Genomic DNA, 17,633 nt, shown 5'->3' with positions numbered 1-17,633 from the left:
ATTCCCGGCCATCTGCTGTTCCAGACTCATGCTTGACACCTTGCCTTCGTTCGCCCGAGCGGCTACCCTAAACAACTCGTCATGTCGTCTGCCGCTGCCACAAACTCGCTTTCTCCCGCTGATCAGCAACACCTTCGTGAATTCGCCCGGGCCGCGGCCGCAAACTCCTACTCACCTTACAGCCACTTTCGCGTGGGCGCCGCGCTGTTATTGACCGATGGTTCGATCATCACCGGCTGCAACGTCGAGAACTGCTCCTACCGGCTTACCAGTTGCGCCGAGCAGGCGGCGGTCGCACGCGCTGTCTCCGAGCGCGGTCCCTCCGTCCGCCTGCGTGCCGTCGCAGTAGCCAACCTGAATAATTCAGCGTCGATGCCCTGCGGTGCCTGCCGTCAGACACTCAGCGAGTTCGGCGACGATGACGTTCTCATCCTCTATCCCGGCGAAAGGGGTGCAGAGGAATCGACTACACTCGGCGCGCTGCTTCCACACGCCTTCCGCATGCAGTTTCTCCAGAAGTAAAACCCGCACCGAAGCGAATATGTCCGAGCAAGTCTTCCATCCTATCGATCTCATCCTTCACAAGCGCGACGGCCACGAGCTGTCCACCGAAGAGATCAATCAGTTCGTCCGCAGCGTCGTTCAAGGTGGCGAAAGAAAATCTACGCCAACCATCACCGACGCGCAGATCGGCAGCTTCCTCATGGCGGTCTTTCAGCGCGGACTGTCGCCGCGCGAGCTCGCCGATCTCACAACCGCGATGCGTTATTCCGGTGAGACTTTCGACGCCTCCGGGTTGGACACATTCACCGTCGACAAGCACTCAACCGGTGGCGTCGGCGACAAGAGCTCGCTGCTGATCGCTCCGGTGCTCGCGGCAGCGGGACTCGAAAACAGTCCCAGCATCTCGGTCCCGATGATCTCTGGCCGCAGCCTGGGTCATACCGGCGGAACTCTAGACAAGCTCGAGACGATTCCCGGTTTCGACACACAGCTCTCACTGCCGCGCATGCGCGAAGTGCTGCGCGAGTGCCATGCCGCACTCGTGGGCCAGACGCCGCGGCTCGTCCCCGCCGACCGCATCCTCTACGCGATGCGCGACCACACAGGCACCGTAGAATCGCCATTCCTCATCACCGCAAGCATCATGAGCAAGAAGCTCGCCGAAGATCTCCGCGGCCTCGTACTCGATGTGAAGGTCGGCTCCGGCGCATTCATGCCGACATACGAGAAATCGCAATTGCTCGCCAATCTCATGGTCTCCACCGGTGAACTCGCAGGCACACGCACTGTTGCCCTGCTCACATCAATGGAAGAACCCCTCGGCCGTTTCAGCGGCAACTGGGTCGAAGTCTGGGAGTGCGTCGACATCATGCGCGGCACGCGTCACGCAATGTCCGCCGACCTCATCGAGCTCTCGAATGCGCTCTCCGGCTGGATGCTCTTCCTCGCCGGCAAAGCGCAGTCACCCGACGACGGCGCGAAGCTCTCGGACAACCTGCTCCGCTCCGGTGCAGCCTATAAAGCGTGGCTCAACATTGTGCGCGCGCAAGGCGGAGACACCAGCATCTTCGACAACCCCGCTGCGTTTCACAAACCAAAGGCGACGCGGACGCTCGCAGCGTCGCGTGCGGGCTACCTCAGGGGTATGGATTGCAAGGAGGTTGGCTGGGCCGTGCAGCGACTCGGAGCGGGCCGCGCAAAGCCTGGCGATCCGGTCAGTGCGCATGCTGGCATCGAATCGCACGCAAAACTCGGCGCAAAACTCGAGGCGGGCCAGCCGATCTTCACGCTGTTTACCGAAGATCCGGCGCTGCTCGACGAACCCTTCCGCATGCTTGAGGAAACTGTCTGCATCGCAGACCAGCCGCCCGCGCCGCAGCCGCTCATCCGCGAAATTGTTCGCCGGCAATAGCGCTCTGCTCTACGCTTTGCCCTTCTTCAGCATGTATTGGCGAACGCTTGCCTGCCAGTCGAGCGAGGTGCCCGCATAAGGTCCGCTGCTCTCACGTCCCAGGCTCCGGCTGGGGGCCGGCTGCTCGACAACAACTGTCTCCGCAATCACCACCGCCGGCGGAGGCGGCTCAGGCTCGCCTTCCGGTCGCATGGACCGCGGCAAATCTCCCGGCTTGAACTCAATGCCTTCCTCGGCCAGCCGCGTCGCTGTTTTGACCAGCGTCTCGCGCTTCACCCTCATCTTGCGTGCAGCTTCGTCACGCGCGGCCTCTGTCTCAAACTTTTCGAACTTCATCAGATGCGCGAGCTTACGGTCGAACAGGCCGATCTCTTCGTGAATGGATTTGAGGTGGTACTTGTCTGAGATAACGACGGCCATGAATCCTCCAGGCACTTCGGTTCAATGAGGAAATCCGTCCTCACGGGGCTGCAGGTACGCAGCCATCCTGCTCGCGTGTGCAAAAGGGAAAAGGGCGGTCAACCGACCGCCCTATCCGAATTCAACTTCGCAACGCTTAGAGAGCGCGAACGTTCTCTGCCTGCCAGCCCTTGGGGCCCTTCACAACGTTGAACTCAACCTGCTGGCCTTCCTGCAGCGAGCGGAAGCCGTTGCTCTGGATTGCCGAGTGATGCACGAACACGTCGTCGCCTGAAGCCCGGCTCAGAAAGCCGAAGCCCTTCGCATCGTTAAACCATTTCACTGTTCCCTGTTCCATATTCACTTGTTCCTATTCAATTAGATGTACCGCTGAACGCAATTTGGATTTCGCGAGGTCGAGCGGTAGAGCCGGAACAAGCAAGAAAAACCAGATCGGAGTTCGTCGATCTGTTCCAGTATACCACGTGCGAACATCTTCCATGCACTCAATGATTTATTTGATGCAGCAAACGCTCATCGCGTCAACTTCGCTGTAGCGAATATTCACACAACTCGTTACACTCCACCCATTCCCCTCCAGTACAGGAGTGCGCGTTGGGCAGATTTACTGGACTGATTGGACTTGCTGTTCTTATCGGCGTGGGCTACACGCTCTCCACTGCCCGGCATGCGATCCGCTGGCGAACTGTGATCTGGGGACTCAGTCTGCAGATCCTCTTTGCCTTCCTGGTCATCAAGTGGACGGTCGGCCAAGTCATCCTCAAGTGGTCCGCCGACCACGTAACAGCCATGCTCGGCCATGCGGCCGATGGCTCCATCCTCGTCTTCGGGCCCCAGCTCGGCGACCCCAAAAGCCCGCTCGCGGTCTTCGCCTTCGCGGTTCTGCCCACCATCATCTTTGTCTCCGCGCTCTTCGCGATGCTTTACCACCTCGGCATCATGCAGCGCGTCATCCAGGTCGTCGCCTGGCTCATGCAGCGCACCATGGGCACCTCCGGCGCCGAGTCCACCAACGTCGCCGCCAGCATATTCATGGGCCAGACCGAGGCCCCACTCACCATCCGCCCCTTCCTCGGTGACGCCACGCAGTCCGAGCTCATGACCATCATGACCTCCGGTATGGCGCACGTCTCCGGCGGCATCATGGCCGCGTACATCCTCTTCGGCATCCATGCGCAGGACCTGCTCTCTGCCGTCATCATGACCGCGCCGGGAACCATCCTCATCGCCAAGATGCTCGTGCCGGAGACCGAAGTTCCCGCCACACTCGGCACGGTGAAGATGCCAAAATCCGAGGAGCACCAGGAAGAAAATCTCGTCGGTTCCATCGCACGTGGAACCATTGATGGCGGCAATCTGGCATGGAACGTCGCCATCATGCTCATCAGCTTCCTCGCGATCGTCGGCCTCATCAATGCCATCATGCTTGGCATCTCCAACGATCTTTGGGCGCACGGCCACATCCACTTCCCGCACTCGCTCGGCAATGCGCTCGGCGTACTCTGCTCGCCTATTGCGTGGATGATCGGCGTGCCCTGGCACGATGCCCCCATCGTCGGCAACCTAATCGGCACGCGTGCTGTGCTCAATGAGTTCATCGCCTACACGCAGCTCGGCACGCTGGCGAAGACCGGCGCCATCAGCGCGCGCACACTCTCCATCGCCACCTTCGCGCTCTGCGGCTTTGCGAACATCGGCTCCGTCGGCATGCAGATCGGCGGCATCGGCGCGCTCATCCCTCACCGCCGCAACGACCTCGCCCGCCTCGGCCTGCGCGCTCTGCTCGCCGGCACCATGGCGAACCTCATGTCCGCCAGCATTGTGAGTATGCTTCTGCCAAGGTAAGAGCCGTGGCCACCATCGCCGACTTCCGCCGCATCGCGCTCTCGTTTCCCAATGCGGAAGAAGCTTCGCACATGGGACAGCCCGACTTCCGTGTCGGCGGCCACATCTTCGCCACGCTCGCGATGGCAGACAAGGGCTACGGCAACCTCATGCTCACCCCCGAAATCCAGGCAGGCTTCGTCGCCGACGCGCCTGAAGTCTTCCTGCCCATTTCCGGAGGCTGGGGCCGCATGGGCGCCACACACATCATCCTCGCCGCCGTCGACAAAGACACGCTGCACGACGCGCTCCAGACTGCCTACAAACTCCGCGTCGAAAAGAACGCTTCCACCCGCAGGCCAAAGAGCCGTAAACCGCACTAGCCTGCATCGCTGCGGGCCGATGGTATTATCTGCGCAAACCATGTGCACATCCTTCCTCATCGTCAGCTCGAAAGACGATTCAGATGCCACTGTGCGACTGCAGTCCGAGGCCCTGCTACGTGGTCTGCAGAGCATGCCTGGTACCTCCGCACGCCTCGTCCCGCCGTCTCAGGATCTTCAAATCGAGGATGGCTCTTGCGTTCTTTTTCATTTCGACGATCTCCCCGCGATTACATCCTTGAAAGCATCTCGCAACACGGGAAGAAAGTTCCTCGCCGCATGCTTCGGCAGCGACATCTACGAATTCTCTCGTTATCTCCCGAGCTACGAAGTTGCGGACCTCTTCCTGATGCCGACACCTCTGCACAGGAAGGTGCTCGCCAGCCAGTTCTACAAGCCCGTCTACTACCTCCCCGAGGCAATCGACCCCATCGCCGGCACGGACAGCCAACACCCACCAACATTTCCCATCAAGCAAACTTCCAGGCTCCTCTGGTTCGGATACGCCGAGAGCTTCAACAAGGGGATGGCCTCGCTCATTCCTGTGCTCAGATTGCATCTGGCGGCTGACCGCATCACAGATTTCTCACTCATCGTGAATGAAGCAGAGTTCAAAAATGAGTTCAATTTCCCCACCATCCCCTATCGCAACGATTCATTTCAAAAAGAAGCCACCGCCTTCGACTACTGCATCCTCAGTCACTTTTCGCTCGATCTCGCGCTGAATTCCTATATCAAGTCGCCAAACAAGCTGGTCACTTCCCTCATGGCGGGCCTCATTCCCATTGCGTCGGACACACCGAGTTACTCCGCCCTGCTGCGCGAATTTCGCCTGGACCGGTTCCTCTTCGACTCTCCCGAGCAATTGGATCAGATCTTGCGCAATCTCGATCCCGCCAACGACTCACAAGCGATCATCGACTCCGGCGTGATCGAAACTCTCTGGCAGAGGTTCTCCACGCCTCAGTTAGCCAAAGACTTTCTCTCCATCCTGTCGCAGTACAACGATCGCGAGGCTCCTTCATTCGCCAACATCTCGCCGCAGATGATCTCACCTCCCCGGCCGCGCAATGAGCTCTACTTCACCGAGCACCTCAAGGACCTGCTGCCTAGCTTCAAGAGAGCGCTTCGAAATCGCACGTCACGTTAGCGGCCGTTTCACGAGACTCCGCGTGCTTCGCTTATAGTTTTCGAATGGCCGATCAGAAGCAGCCGACAACCGCCACAGAGTCAAACGCGCCAGACCTCCACACGCGCGTCACGCAGGCCCTCACCCATATCTTCCTCAAGACTGACGTACAGCCGGCACTCGGCATCATCCTCGGCTCCGGCCTCGGCGGGTTCGCGTCTCAGGTCGAAAACCCCACCGTCATCCCCTACAGCGAGATCCCGAACTTCCCGCGCTCCACCGTCGAAGGCCACGAGGGCAAACTCGTCCTCGGCACCATCGCGGGCGTTCCCGTCGCCGTCATGCAGGGCCGCGTGCACGCCTACGAAGGCTACGCAATGTCTGAGGTCACGTTCCCCACACGCGTGCTCGGGCTGCTCGGCTGCAAAGCGCTCATCGTCACCAACGCCGCCGGCGGCATCAACAAGTCCTTCGCGCAGGGCGGCATCGTCTGCATCTCCGACCACATCAACCTTACCGGCCAGAATGCCGCCCTCGGGCCCAACGATCCGCGCTTCGCCATCCGCCCCGGCGCGGGCCTGCGCTTCTTCGACATGACCACCGCCTACTCGCCGCGCCTGCGCAAACTTGCCGCCGAAAAGGCCGCGCGCCAGAACATCCCGCTGCCCGAAGGCGTCTACCTCGCCGTCCTTGGCCCCAGCTACGAAACACCCGCCGAGATCCGCGCCTTCCGCACCCTGGGCGCCGACCTCGTCGGCATGTCCACCGTGCATGAGGTCATCATCGCGCAGCACATGGGCGTCGAAGTCCTCGGCCTCTCACTCGTCACCAACATGGCAGCAGGCGTCGTCGATCAACCCATCCATCACGCCGAAGTCATGGAGACTGGCCTACGCGTCGAAGCCCAATTCACCTCGCTCGTCAAAGCCCTCATCCCGCAAGTCGCAGCAATCGTTGCCAACGCATAAACCCGGGTGGCCCATCCTTTGCGCGCGTTTGCGTAAAGGGTGGGGTATCGCGCGTAAGACGCGCCAGCGCTTTGCGCTCTTGTTGTCATTCCCGAAGGGAATCTGCTTTTCATTCCTGCTGCCCGATAAACTATCAACCGTGCCCCAGCCCGAACAGCTCAGCCTTCCCGCGCAGCCGATCCTCATCGGCATCGCCGGCTGTTCCGGCTCTGGCAAGACCACCCTCGCGCGCGAGCTCGCCGCGCAGCTTGAGGCCACACTCTTCCCGCTCGACCTCTACTACCGCGATCTCGCGCACTTCCCGCTTGACTCGCGATGTAAGCAAAACTTCGACCACCCCGATTCGCTCGAGAGCGAGCTATTCATCCCGCATCTCCTCGCGCTCAAGCAGGGCCACGCCATCGACCGCCCCATCTACGACTTCCGCACGCACACCCGCGTGCCAGGCGCCTTCGACCGCATCCAGCCCACGCGCTTCGTCGTCGTCGAAGGCATTATGGCGCTGCACTGGCCCGAGCTCTGCGCAGCCTACGATCTCTCCGTCTACGTCCACGCACCCGACGAGCTCTGCCTCGCCCGCCGCATCCACCGCGACATCCGCGAGCGCGGCCGCACCGAAGACTCCGTCCGCGAGCAGTACAACGCTGCCGTCAAGCCTATGGCCGACCTCTACGTCATCCCTTCACAAACCCGCGCCACCATGACCGTACTCGGCACCGACGCCCTCGACTGGTCCATCGAACAGATCTTCCGAGAACTGCGCACGCGCGGGTTATTGTGAACTGTTGACTATGCAACCAGTGATTCCGTTCAAAGCAAACCCGGGAGTCGACCTGGCAAGCTTGCTAGCGCGCCCATTCCATAGAATCTCAACAGAGTTCGCGTCCTACGGAGGACCGACTCAGGTCACGCTTTGGTTCGGCAACGAGGACGGCCTCCGCATCTCATCCGAGATGCACGATGTCGCGTACCGAACGGAGATTGGGAGTTTGCGCTTCGAACGTGTTACTGAACCATCTCCTGACGATCTCCTGCTCGATATAGTTGGCTTCGAAGATTCGGTACGTGCGGCAGAAGCTTATGATCTCGGATGAAGGCCACACGATTGAAGCCGGCGGCAGCTTTCTAGGTTCTGCAGGAGCGGAGCTTATCATCTGTGCGGCTGCTTTCCCGTGCCACCTCTTCATCTCAGGGATCAACACACCGCCCCAGAGAGGAGCTGATCCCGAATATCACTTAGAGAAGTACTCGAGGACTGATATCGCCTAACGCAAAACGGCGGAGCCGAAGCTCCGCCGCTCACTAACCACTAACTACTAACCACTAACCACTCTCGTTACGCCGTCACCAGATCCAGCTTTTCCGCAAACGCCTTGCCCTTGCGCGCTGCGAACGCCTTCTTGTGATACGCGTAGCCTGCAATCAGCGGGAATGCGATCGTCGCTTCGGCGAAGACCATCTGCTCGTAGGTCAGGTCGACCTTGCCCCAGGAGCTTGCTTCCTTGAGCGTCGAGCCGGAGAGCGCACCGTCGCGGGCGTCGGCCACTGTGATCTGGATCGCGTACTTGTGCATCGAGGCCTCGACCCCGAGGATGTCGGCCGCGACCACGATGTCCTGCGCGAAATTCTTCGGCACGCCTCCGCCGATCATCAGCAGCCCCGTCGTCGGGTTCTGGATCTTGATCTGCGTCAGCTCGTAGAAGTCCTTCCCTGAATCGATGGAACAGTGCGGCTTGCCCTGGCGCGCGTGCATGTGTGCCACGATGCCAAAGCCGAACGAGCAGTCCGAGAACGCGGGGCAGAAGATCGGCACGTTCTTCTCATAGCAGGCAAGGACGATCGAGTCCGCGTTGCCCTTCTCAGGCGTGCGGCCGTTCTCCTTTAGGTAGCGTCCCATCTCGCGGATGAACTCACGCGAGCTGTACGCGCCGGGCTTCATTCCGTTGATGATCTTCTCGGTCGTCTCATCGCAGATGCGGAGTTCTTCCTCGTCGATGAACGTGTCATAGATGCGGTCGATCATCAGCTCGCGCAGGTCGGCATCGCCCGCGCCGTACTTGTACTCGTCACCCGCGATGTAGTGGCGGAAGCCGAGCGCCTCGAAGAAGTCCTGGTCGACGATGTTCGCGCCGGTCGAGACGATCGCATCGACCATGTTGTTGCGCACCAGGTCGACGATGACCTTCTGCAGGCCGGCCGAGATAAGCGAGCCGGCGAGGCAAAGGATGACGCCGCACTCGGTATCGCGCAGCATCATGTCGTAAATGTTGGCCGCACGCGCCAGATCGCGCGAGCTATAGGCCATCGAAGCCATCGCGTCCACCAGCGGCACAACATTGTGCTCGGTGATGTCGATGTGCTGAATCTTGTTTTGGAGGAGTTCTTTTTTGGTAGCCATGTCAGCTTCCAGTTTATCGTGTTTCGCTAGTAAACACGGGGGTCCAATACAAATGCGCGATAAATTACGCGAGCCTCATCATAGGACGATAAGCTGGGCGGTTCATCGGCAGCGAACTGGTTCCCTGCTGGGGTTGGATCTGGCTCGTCGTCTCTGCCGGAGGCAGGGGGTTCAAGAGCAGAATGATTCCGAGAATGATCAGTGCCGCCGCCACGACATACTGCAGAATCGTCTTCATTTCCGTACCTTCGCTAGACATGTTCATCCTACTCTCCACTACGCCACGCAAATACTTACAACATCAGCAATCGCCCAGGACACTTGTCATGCGCAGCGTCGTTTCCGCAGCGCCAGCAGCCCCAACCCGATCGTCATCACCGACCCAGCCACCACTCCAATCAGCCACGTCCGGCCGTGGTGCACAGGCGGCATTGCCCACGTCGGGGTCATTGACGACACCATAACCGCAACCCAGAATGCAACGTTTGCCCTATCGCTCCTGCATGCCCACTTCATCGCAACGTTCCTTTCGCCTTTTTCAAAAACCCTCAACTACTCCGAGAAAATCTCTTCAATCGTTTTGCCGAATATCCTCGCGATCCGGAACGCCAAAGGCAGCGACGGATCGTACTTCCCTGTCTCGATCGCGTTTACGCTCTGCCGCGAGACTTCAAGCTTGTCCGCCAACGCCGCCTGCGACCATCCGCGTTCTGCCCGAAGATCTTTCAACCGGTTATTCATCGCGCACCCGGTTGCGGAAGGTGAGGATCGCCTGCGCGAGAGCCATCGAAATCCAGAAAATTGTGAACTCAAAAAACGGCGGAGGAGCAGTGATCGACTGGTAGGCTCGCAGGAAATCGATGAACGCCATCAGGGCAAGGGTGAAGCCAACCGCCCACAGAATAGATACGACAAGTTGATAACGCTTGAATTCGTCGATCTCCTCGCGTAGGTACAACCCGACCACGACGATCATCGCAACAACATCAAAGGCCGGCACGGCCGCGAGCACGAACAACTTGGCTCCCGTCGGCCGGTGCTGATGCACGTACGTCGTAATCACCCACACGGTGGCCAAGTAAACGAGTGCGATAGCACCCATGCGCTGAACGTAACGCTTTGCTGCTTTGGTCTGATTCCCGCAGATCGCTCGCATCTTTCGCCTCTCTCCTGATGACAAGCAAACTTTACGTCAAGCGTCCTTGTCATGTCAAGCACCATTGACAACTTTCCTGGAGAGGAGCGAAGCGCGTTTTCCCTAACAATCCCGGTAACCACCCAAAGAGTCTTGTTCAGTTACTTTTACCTTCTTGTTCGCTTGAGGAGCCGTTTGGTATCTCTTCTCATGCCTAATCTACTTTCCTTGCAGAGTCTTTCGGGAAGAGCACGTGTGTCTGCGGGCCTCAGGGAGATTGGTGGGCAATTCTCTCTAACGAGGTGCGTAGTGAAAAAACTGAACCTCCTACTCTGTGTGCCAGCGCTGTTGCTGACGACTGGAGTCATGCACGCGGACACCGTCTTTTCGGAAAATTTCAACGAGACGACCGCTCAACTTGATGTGACGACCGCCGGTGCCTTTACTGCGATCAATGGAACGAACGTAGATATCGTCGGCCCCGCTGACGGCTACGGATATCTGTGCAGGGGACCGGAATCCGGCAACTGCGTCGATATGGGCGGCACCGGCGGAAACTCGGCCGGAAACCTGAATTTGACGACGACCCTGAACCTTGCGGCGGGGAGCTACCTCCTGAACTTTGACCTGATCGGTTCAGATCGCGGCGTCTCGAGCACCACCGAGGTCATCGTCAAGTCCCCGACCCAGACCTTCTACGACCAGACGTTCACCCTGGCCAGCGATGACATCACATCGGGTGTCGTCACAAATGCCCTTTTCAATGTCACCTCCGATCCAGTTCAGCTTCAATTCATTGACTTGGGGCCAAACAACAACATCGGTGCGTTGCTCGACAACGTCAGCATCACGACAACACCCGAGCCCAGCAGCCTTGCCCTTCTGGCAACCAGCCTGCTCGGCTCAGCTGGCATTCTTCGCCGCCGCTTCAAAGCTTGATCTAATCTGCTTCAGCATCCCGGAAGAGGGCCGCTCGAGCGGCCCTCTTCCTTTTGCGCCGTTTTCCGTCGGTGGACATCCATGTAGGCTTAGGAACGAGCCATGAACGTGAACTTCGCCGAGCGCGCGCATAACCATAACTGGAAGCTGGACCCGATCGTGCGCTCGCTGCTCGATACGGACTTTTACAAGTTCCTGATGCTGCAGTTCATCTGGAAGAATTTTCCGCGCGTGACGGCATCGAGCGAAATCACCAACCGGACGGTCAAGGTGAAGCTGGCGGAGCGCATCTCGGCGGAAGCGCTGCGTGAGCAGATGGACTACGTGACGCGGCTGAAGTTCCAGCGGTCAGAGCTTGTGTGGCTGGCAGGCAATACCTTCTATGGCGTGCGGCAGATCTTCGAGCCCGCGTTCCTGGACTGGATGGAGCATAGCTTCCGGCTCTCGGACTATGAGATCAGCGAGCAGGACGGTCAACTGGTGCTGCGGTTCAGCGGACTGTGGACCGAGGTGACGATGTGGGAGGTCTACTCGCTGGCAATCGTGAGCGAGATGAAGACCCGCGCGGCCCTCGCCGAGTTGAACGAACTCGAGTTGGACGTGCTCTACGCGCGTGCGAAGACGCGGTTGTGGGACAAGATTGAGAAGTTACGCAGGGTGGAGGGGTTGCGGCTGTCGGACTTTGGGACCCGGCGGCGGCATAGCTTCCTGTGGCAGGAGTACTGCGTGGAGGCGCTGCAGGCTGCGCTCGATGTGGGCGAGGAGCGGTTCAGCGGCACCTCGAACACAGCGCTGGCGTACAAGCACAACCTGGAGGCGATCGGCACGAATGCGCATGAGCTGCCGATGGCGCTGGCGGCGATGGCCTCGCGCGGGAGCGACGAGGAACTGCGCGCATCGCAGTATCGGGTGCTCGAGCTGTGGCAGCAGAGCTATCACGGCGAGTTGCTGATTCTGCTGCCGGATACGTTTGGGACGAATCAGTTTTTGGAGGGGGCACCGGAGTGGGTGGCGCGATGGACCGGGGAGCGCGTGGACTCGAAGGACCCGTTTGAGGCCGGGGATGAGTACATTGCGTGGCTGCTGCGGCATGGCCAGGACCCGCGGACGAAGCGGCTGATTGCGAGCGATGCGCTGGACGCAGAGACCATCATTGCGCTGCATGATTACTTCGAGGGGCGGATACGGTTTGCGGCCGGCTGGGGGACGCTGCTGACGAACGACTTCCGAGGGTGTCATCCGCGCGGCGAGGATTCGTTTGAGCCGATCTCGCTGGTGTGCAAGCTGACCAGCGTGGACGGCATGCCGACGATTAAGCTTTCGGACAATGCGAGCAAGGCGACCGGGCCGGCGGAGGAGATTGCGCGCTACCGGAGCGTGTTCGGCACACCGGTGCTAAGGGAGCAGCCGGTGCTGGTTTAGGGGTACCCCCCCCCTCCCCCCGGTTTTTTGTGCAAAGTCTTGATTTGTTTATGGTTAGGCCTGGACTTAATTTCCAAAGTCTTCATTCCAGATACTTTGTGCGCAAAGTCTTGATTCTGCTGGAGTTCTGACCTGGAGTGATAGACCTCGAAGCAAAGCCGCCCTTGGGGAACCGGGTGGGTTGTCAAGCGTAATAGGTTTTGGAGCAAGCTGTCCGGGCGGCGAATATGGCGGATCGGCTGCAGGATGATTACAAGCTGACGGCGAGCCCCGGTGGCGTTGACGCTCAGACGGCATTGTGAAAGGCTTCCGTTGTTTTTCTTTTAATCTTTCGGTTTTTTCCAGCTTGGCGAATTAGGGTATTGGCGAACGGATGAACCGGATGGCACCTGGAAAATGCGGAGATGTGAGGTTTCCAGGCTTCACAAGGTTACCTGTCGTGGTTTTGCTGCTGTTGCTGCTGTGGTGGTCGTCTGCGGCCGTTCCTCAGACCGCCGACCGGAGTCGACTCGAACCAGCCAGGACGAATGGGCCTCACCCAGTTGAGTCGTTCGAGGTGGCGTCGTTCAGGGTCTCCGACGATCCGGTTCACGTCTTTGCCAGGAGCGATCCGGGAGCTTCCGAGTTCATCGTGCGCAATGCTTCGCTTTCCACCTTGATGATCCTCGCTTTTGGCGATGTTCGGGTGATAGGGCAACCTAAGTGGTTCTTTTCGACGGCGTACACGATTCGAGCCAAGGCGGAGGGTGAACGGGGGCTTTCCTATGAGGAACTGCGGCTTCCGTTGCAGCATCTGCTCGATGAACGGCTGCACCTCCGATACCACAGCGAGACGGATGAGGTTCCGGGATATGGACTGGTGATTGGAAAGGGTGGTCCAAAGCTTCAGGAGAGCAAGGGCGGGTCCTATCAGTTGGGTTTTACCCAGGGAGCGCAAAACGGATTCATGGTCGCCAAAAACGCGACGATGCAGGATATTGCGTCGATGTTGGGGCGGCCGTTGGGGTATCGGCCTACGGTTGATGAGACGGGACTGAAAGGCAAATACGATTTTCGGTTGAGCTACGCGTCGCCGGAGTCGACTGATTCATCGCTCCCTTCGTTGCTGACCGTTCTTCGTGAGAGTCTTGGGCTGCAGTTTGTGAAGGAGAAGGTACAACAGACGACGATTGTCATCGAGCATGTTGATCAGGTTCCGACGGAGAACTGATAGCTGGGGCTGGGCCTTTCGGGGCGCGTTGAGAAAAGCAATTCAGGCGCTTCACCCTTCGGGCTTCGCGCTGGCCTTCGGCAGAGCGGAAGCGCGCGATGCGCGCGGGGTTTACGGCACGGCTGAAGCCGTGCCCCTTCGGGGCTGTGGCTCTCGCGAGATCTCTCGCGTGTACGTTATTCGACGACGAGAGATTTGAGGAATTCGTCGAACTCTGGTTTGCTGGTCGCGAAGATCTGCTGGTTTGAATCGAGCAGGACGAGATAGTAGAGCTTGCCGGGGATGCGGTGGAAGATGTAATCGAAGTGGAAGGCTACTGGCTTCTCCTGCGGCTTTTCTACGGGCGGGCCCTGGGGCTTTTCGAACGGAAGGCCGTCGTAGCGGGGCTGGTCACGCTCAAAGGCGACAAGCAGGATATGGGCGCCCCCCTGTTTCGAGTAGACGGTGGGGGCAACGATATCAAGCGAGAGGCAGCGATCGACGGGACAAGGCAGACCCTGCGCTGTAACTATCCGGGTGTTGCCTTCTTTGGAAACGTCGTGATCTTTCAGATAGGACCTCGCGAAGTCGTCGAGGGTCTGGCCTGCAGGGGGAGTGGTGGCGATGACGAGGAAGGTGGGAGCGGGAGGCTTCTCCGATGGTGGACTGGCCATTGCATAGCAGGCGCCGTTTGTTACGTCGGAGATGCGTATGTCTGACCTCACGTCGACGATGAAAGAGACACCACAGAGGTGGCTGGTGAAGAGGTCGCGATTGTTCGGAAGTATTTCGTCTGCCCAGGCTTCATGGGCATTGATGGTCTTGGTGAGATCTGCAGTTTTGTAACGGCTGGCCGCTATTTCGGAGAGTTGGTGGTAGCTTTCCGGGGATTGGCCGTCGGCGACGGCGCGGTCAATGGCGCGGAGCGTGTGCGCGGGAAGGATCGCAATGCTGGCGCAGGTGATGTAGTCGTACCAGAAGTCAGGCGGGGGGTTCTTATCTTTGGCCTCGACATTCGGGAGACGGTTCATGCCGGCAACAACCTGAAGCGCCTGGCATTGGTGGATGCCGAGGAACCAGTCGCCGCGGATATCGGCGGGATCGCTTGCCGCGGCCTTCGTGAGGTTGCTGGTGGCGGGGTCGAAGGCGGCTTCGTCGTTGACGTTATAGGCGAAGTGGGCGACGAGGCCGGTGAGCAACTGGAGTTCGTGGTTGTTGGGATCGCTTTGAACGGCTTTGCTGAGGATGCCGAGGTCGTCAGCGAGCTTGTCCTGAACCTGAGCCTTTGGGATGTCGTAGTTCCAATTCAGAGTCCACGTATCGGCGTAGCGCTCGAGATCCTGGGCGCTGCGGAAGGCGGCTTGAACGGCGGGACTTTGAGGGAGCTTTGTGGCGTCGATTTCTTTGAGCTGCGCGATAGCAGGCAGCGCAATGAGGAAAGAAATCAAGCTGAAGGTGAGCGTGCGGCAGAGTTGCATTGATAGCCCTGTTGTGGAGGTCAGAGGGAGTGTAGCAGGCGCCCAGGAAGGCAATTCAGGCGCATCGCCCTTCGGGCTGCGCTTGGGCCTTCGGCAGAGCGGAAGCGCGCGGTGCGCGCGGCGGTTACGGCCCGACTGAAGTCGGGCCCTTCCCGTTCTCGTTGTGGCTGTATGGCACGGCTGAGGCCGTGCGCTTGACGAGACTCCTTCTCGATGTAGTCGCGGATGTCTGTTTCAAGAATTCTGCCGAATTCGAGTTTCTTCTCGCGCGTCTTAACGCGCGATACCCCACCCTTTCACGATAAGACCGTGAAAGGATGGGCCACCCGGGTCTGGGGTCGGCTGAGCACGGTACCTCAGGGGCTAAAGCTCCGCGCGTTCTCGGCTAGCTGCGGCACGGCTGAAGCCGTGCCCTTAACGAAACTTCTCACACGTATACTTCCGCAATGCGATTTGGGCGAGGGTTAGTAGGGGCTGCGGTGGTGGTTGCGGCCGTGTTGGGGTGTGGTGTTCAGAGCGCGTGGGCGTGGGGCCGCGATGGGCACATGATGGTGAACCAGCTGGCGGTGGAGAATCTGCCAGCCGATGTGCCGGCGTTTATGCGCAATGGGAATGCGGTGGATGTGGACACGTGGATGGGGCCGGAGCCTGACAGGTGGAAGCAGACGGATGCGGAGCCGGAGCTGGTGGCGGTGCAGTCGCCGGACCACTTTCTGGATTGGGAGTGGGCGGTGCTGGCGGCGACGAAGTGTGCGGAAGGGACGACCGATTGCGTCGATGGGTACAAGTTTCCGCGGCGGCGGTATGACTTTATCCGGGCACTGGCGGCGGCGCAGGCGCAGCATCCGGAATTGAAGCTGGATGAGAGAGTGGGGTTTCAGCCGTGGCAGGTGGAAGAGGTTTGGCAGCGGCTGAAGTCGGATTTGCGGGAGTACAGGAAAGAGGCTGCGGCGAATCAGGATACGAGCGGCGTGGAGCTCGCGGTCCTGTATGACGCGGGGTGGCTGGGGCATTATGTGGGCGATGGGTCGCAGCCGCTGCATCTGACCATTCAGTACAACGGGTGGACGGGGCCGAATCCGAATGGATATACGACGGAGCACAAGATTCATTCGGAGTTTGAGTCGGTGTATGTGAGCGCGAATGTGAAGCGGGCGGATGTGGACCCGCTGGTGAAGGCGGCGGCTCCGGTGAAGATTGACGATGAGTGGACGCAGTACTGGAAGTACATTGAGCACTCGCAAGGACTGGTGGAGAAGGTGTACCAGTTGGAGAAGGCGGGAGGGTTTACGGGCGCGGGGACTCCGGAGGCGAAGGCGTTTACGGACGAGCGGCTGGCGGCGGGGGCGATTGAGTTGCGGGATTTGATTTATTCGGCTTGGGTGCATAGCGCGGACCCGGTTGAGGAGTATCACGGGGCGCCGTAAGAAGGGTTGGGCTAGTGGGTGTGTTCAGGAAGCTGTGGCGCGCGGCAGGCATCGTTGGCGTGATTGCCGTGCGGGTGATGAAGTTTATGGTGACGCGGCCGCGGACGAGGCGAGAACGCGCCGAGTGGCTCACGGGGACGTGCAGGTGGGCGCTTCGGGTGGCGAAAGTGACGTATGAGACTGAGGGTCCGGTGCCGATGGAAGGCGCGGTGATTACGAATCACCTGAGCTACCTGGACATCGTGGTGCATGGGGCGATCCGGCCGTGCGTATTTGTGTCTGCGACGGACACGCTGGAGATTCCGGTGATCGGGTGGATCAGCAAGATGGTGGGCACGGTTTATGTGGAACGCGGCGGGGGTGGGAGCGCGGAGAAGGCGGCGAAGGGTATGGCGAAGGGGTTCCGCGATGGGCTGCCGGTGGTGTTCTTTCCGGAGGGCGGGACGTTTATCGGGGATGAGCCGGTGATGCCGTTCCGCAGCGGGCTGCTGGCGGAGGCGATGGAGGCGGAGGTGCCGGTGTGGCCAGGGTTTATCCGCTATGAGGTGTCGGAGCAGGACCGGGCGGAGGGCAAGAGCGCGCGGAACGATGTGCACTGGAGCTCGCAGACGCTGGTGCAGCACCTGTGGAATTTTCTCGGGCTGAATGAGGTGCAGGCGGAGGTGCGGTTTGCGGAAGAGCCGGTGGAGTTTTCGCGGGCGGCGCTCGAGGACCGCAAGGTCGCGGCGGCGGAGGCTCGGGAGGCGGTGCTGGCGGTGAGCGGAAGGGCAGATGTTGCGGCTTAGGTCTTAGCGGATAGCGAGACGGTGTGGCCTGCTCAGGCAGTTATTTAGCATTGGAATCTTGTGTTTACAAGCGGCTTTGGGGAGGTTGCCGGAGCAGTTACGAGACCAGAAGTCGTAGAAAGGCGCGACCTTCGTACCCGTACTGGTACAACGATTGTTGCAGGTCTGCGGTACCATTAGGTTCCGGTCCGCACTGCTTTTATGGTTTTAATCTGGCTCTC

Annotated in this window: 20 protein-coding genes; 12 read left to right on the top strand and 8 right to left on the bottom strand. The window is 59.8% G+C overall.

What is annotated here, in order from left to right; translation table 11 throughout:
• Positions 1-81: 81 nt before the first annotated feature.
• Positions 82-522 (top strand): cytidine deaminase, encoded by a 441-nt coding sequence (locus VGU25_13400; protein HEV2578198.1) that lies wholly within the window; start codon positions 82-84, stop codon positions 520-522.
• A 19-nt stretch (positions 523-541) separates the two neighbouring features.
• Positions 542-1,915 (top strand): thymidine phosphorylase, encoded by a 1,374-nt coding sequence (locus tag VGU25_13395; GenBank protein HEV2578197.1) that lies wholly within the window; start codon positions 542-544, stop codon positions 1,913-1,915.
• Positions 1,916-1,924: 9 nt separating this feature from the next.
• Here the strand turns inward: VGU25_13395 and VGU25_13390 are convergent, their stop codons facing one another.
• Positions 1,925-2,335 carry a hypothetical protein gene (locus tag VGU25_13390; GenBank protein ID HEV2578196.1) on the bottom strand — a complete coding sequence of 137 codons (411 nt, stop codon included), beginning with the start codon at positions 2,333-2,335 and terminating at the stop codon, positions 1,925-1,927.
• Between the two features lie 136 nt (positions 2,336-2,471).
• The gene (locus VGU25_13385; GenBank protein ID HEV2578195.1) at positions 2,472-2,672 is read right to left on the bottom strand and encodes a cold-shock protein; all 201 of its coding nucleotides are present in this window, start codon (positions 2,670-2,672) and stop codon (positions 2,472-2,474) included.
• Positions 2,673-2,929: 257 nt separating this feature from the next.
• Between VGU25_13385 and VGU25_13380 the strand changes: the two genes are divergently transcribed.
• The 5 genes from VGU25_13380 (at position 2,930) to udk (ending at position 7,420) form a co-directional block, all read left to right on the top strand.
• Positions 2,930-4,180, top strand: a complete 1,251-nt coding sequence (locus tag VGU25_13380) for a nucleoside transporter C-terminal domain-containing protein (protein ID HEV2578194.1) — start codon at positions 2,930-2,932, stop codon at positions 4,178-4,180.
• A 5-nt stretch (positions 4,181-4,185) separates the two neighbouring features.
• Positions 4,186-4,542 carry an MmcQ/YjbR family DNA-binding protein gene (locus VGU25_13375; protein HEV2578193.1) on the top strand — a complete coding sequence of 119 codons (357 nt, stop codon included), beginning with the start codon at positions 4,186-4,188 and terminating at the stop codon, positions 4,540-4,542.
• Between the two features lie 238 nt (positions 4,543-4,780).
• Positions 4,781-5,692, top strand: a complete 912-nt coding sequence (locus VGU25_13370; protein HEV2578192.1) for a hypothetical protein — start codon at positions 4,781-4,783, stop codon at positions 5,690-5,692.
• Positions 5,693-5,736: 44 nt separating this feature from the next.
• The gene (locus VGU25_13365) at positions 5,737-6,639 is read left to right on the top strand and encodes a purine-nucleoside phosphorylase (protein ID HEV2578191.1); all 903 of its coding nucleotides are present in this window, start codon (positions 5,737-5,739) and stop codon (positions 6,637-6,639) included.
• A gap of 139 nt (positions 6,640-6,778) precedes the next feature.
• Positions 6,779-7,420 carry a uridine kinase gene (gene udk, locus VGU25_13360; GenBank protein HEV2578190.1) on the top strand — a complete coding sequence of 214 codons (642 nt, stop codon included), beginning with the start codon at positions 6,779-6,781 and terminating at the stop codon, positions 7,418-7,420.
• 555 nt (positions 7,421-7,975) lie between these two features.
• Here the strand turns inward: udk and VGU25_13355 are convergent.
• The 5 genes from VGU25_13355 to VGU25_13335 form a co-directional block, all read right to left on the bottom strand.
• Positions 7,976-9,037 (bottom strand): deoxyhypusine synthase, encoded by a 1,062-nt coding sequence (locus VGU25_13355; GenBank protein HEV2578189.1) that lies wholly within the window; start codon positions 9,035-9,037, stop codon positions 7,976-7,978.
• A gap of 64 nt (positions 9,038-9,101) precedes the next feature.
• Positions 9,102-9,275, bottom strand: a complete 174-nt coding sequence (locus VGU25_13350; GenBank protein ID HEV2578188.1) for a hypothetical protein — start codon at positions 9,273-9,275, stop codon at positions 9,102-9,104.
• An 86-nt stretch (positions 9,276-9,361) separates the two neighbouring features.
• Positions 9,362-9,487 (bottom strand): hypothetical protein, encoded by a 126-nt coding sequence (locus VGU25_13345; GenBank protein HEV2578187.1) that lies wholly within the window; start codon positions 9,485-9,487, stop codon positions 9,362-9,364.
• A 102-nt stretch (positions 9,488-9,589) separates the two neighbouring features.
• The gene (locus VGU25_13340) at positions 9,590-9,778 is read right to left on the bottom strand and encodes a helix-turn-helix transcriptional regulator (protein ID HEV2578186.1); all 189 of its coding nucleotides are present in this window, start codon (positions 9,776-9,778) and stop codon (positions 9,590-9,592) included.
• Positions 9,771-10,193: a hypothetical protein gene (locus tag VGU25_13335; GenBank protein HEV2578185.1), complete on the bottom strand. Its 423-nt coding sequence runs from the start codon at positions 10,191-10,193 to the stop codon at positions 9,771-9,773. The genes VGU25_13340 and VGU25_13335 overlap by 8 nt, the downstream gene beginning before the upstream one ends.
• A gap of 288 nt (positions 10,194-10,481) precedes the next feature.
• On the opposite strand from VGU25_13335, the gene VGU25_13330 reads away from it, so the two are divergent.
• The 3 genes from VGU25_13330 (at position 10,482) to VGU25_13320 (ending at position 13,743) form a co-directional block, all read left to right on the top strand.
• The gene (locus VGU25_13330; protein HEV2578184.1) at positions 10,482-11,111 is read left to right on the top strand and encodes a PEP-CTERM sorting domain-containing protein; all 630 of its coding nucleotides are present in this window, start codon (positions 10,482-10,484) and stop codon (positions 11,109-11,111) included.
• Positions 11,112-11,213: 102 nt separating this feature from the next.
• Positions 11,214-12,533, top strand: a complete 1,320-nt coding sequence (gene pncB, locus VGU25_13325; GenBank protein ID HEV2578183.1) for a nicotinate phosphoribosyltransferase — start codon at positions 11,214-11,216, stop codon at positions 12,531-12,533.
• A gap of 556 nt (positions 12,534-13,089) precedes the next feature.
• Positions 13,090-13,743 carry a TIGR03435 family protein gene (locus tag VGU25_13320; protein ID HEV2578182.1) on the top strand — a complete coding sequence of 218 codons (654 nt, stop codon included), beginning with the start codon at positions 13,090-13,092 and terminating at the stop codon, positions 13,741-13,743.
• A gap of 176 nt (positions 13,744-13,919) precedes the next feature.
• On the opposite strand, the gene VGU25_13315 is transcribed toward VGU25_13320, so the two are convergent.
• A complete protein-coding gene (locus tag VGU25_13315) occupies positions 13,920-15,200 on the bottom strand; it encodes a hypothetical protein (GenBank protein HEV2578181.1) in 1,281 nt (426 codons plus the stop codon).
• A gap of 446 nt (positions 15,201-15,646) precedes the next feature.
• Here VGU25_13315 and VGU25_13310 point away from each other — a divergent pair, with 446 nt between their 5' ends.
• Both VGU25_13310 and VGU25_13305 read left to right on the top strand, forming a co-directional pair.
• A complete protein-coding gene (locus VGU25_13310) occupies positions 15,647-16,627 on the top strand; it encodes a nuclease (protein ID HEV2578180.1) in 981 nt (326 codons plus the stop codon).
• 14 nt (positions 16,628-16,641) lie between these two features.
• A complete protein-coding gene (locus VGU25_13305; protein HEV2578179.1) occupies positions 16,642-17,412 on the top strand; it encodes a lysophospholipid acyltransferase family protein in 771 nt (256 codons plus the stop codon).
• The last annotated feature ends 221 nt before the right edge of the window (positions 17,413-17,633 follow it).

Source organism: Acidobacteriaceae bacterium (genome assembly GCA_035944135.1).
In the GTDB taxonomy this organism is placed as follows: Bacteria; Acidobacteriota; Terriglobia; order Terriglobales; family Acidobacteriaceae; genus Granulicella.
This window is presented reverse-complemented; position numbering and strand designations above follow the sequence as displayed.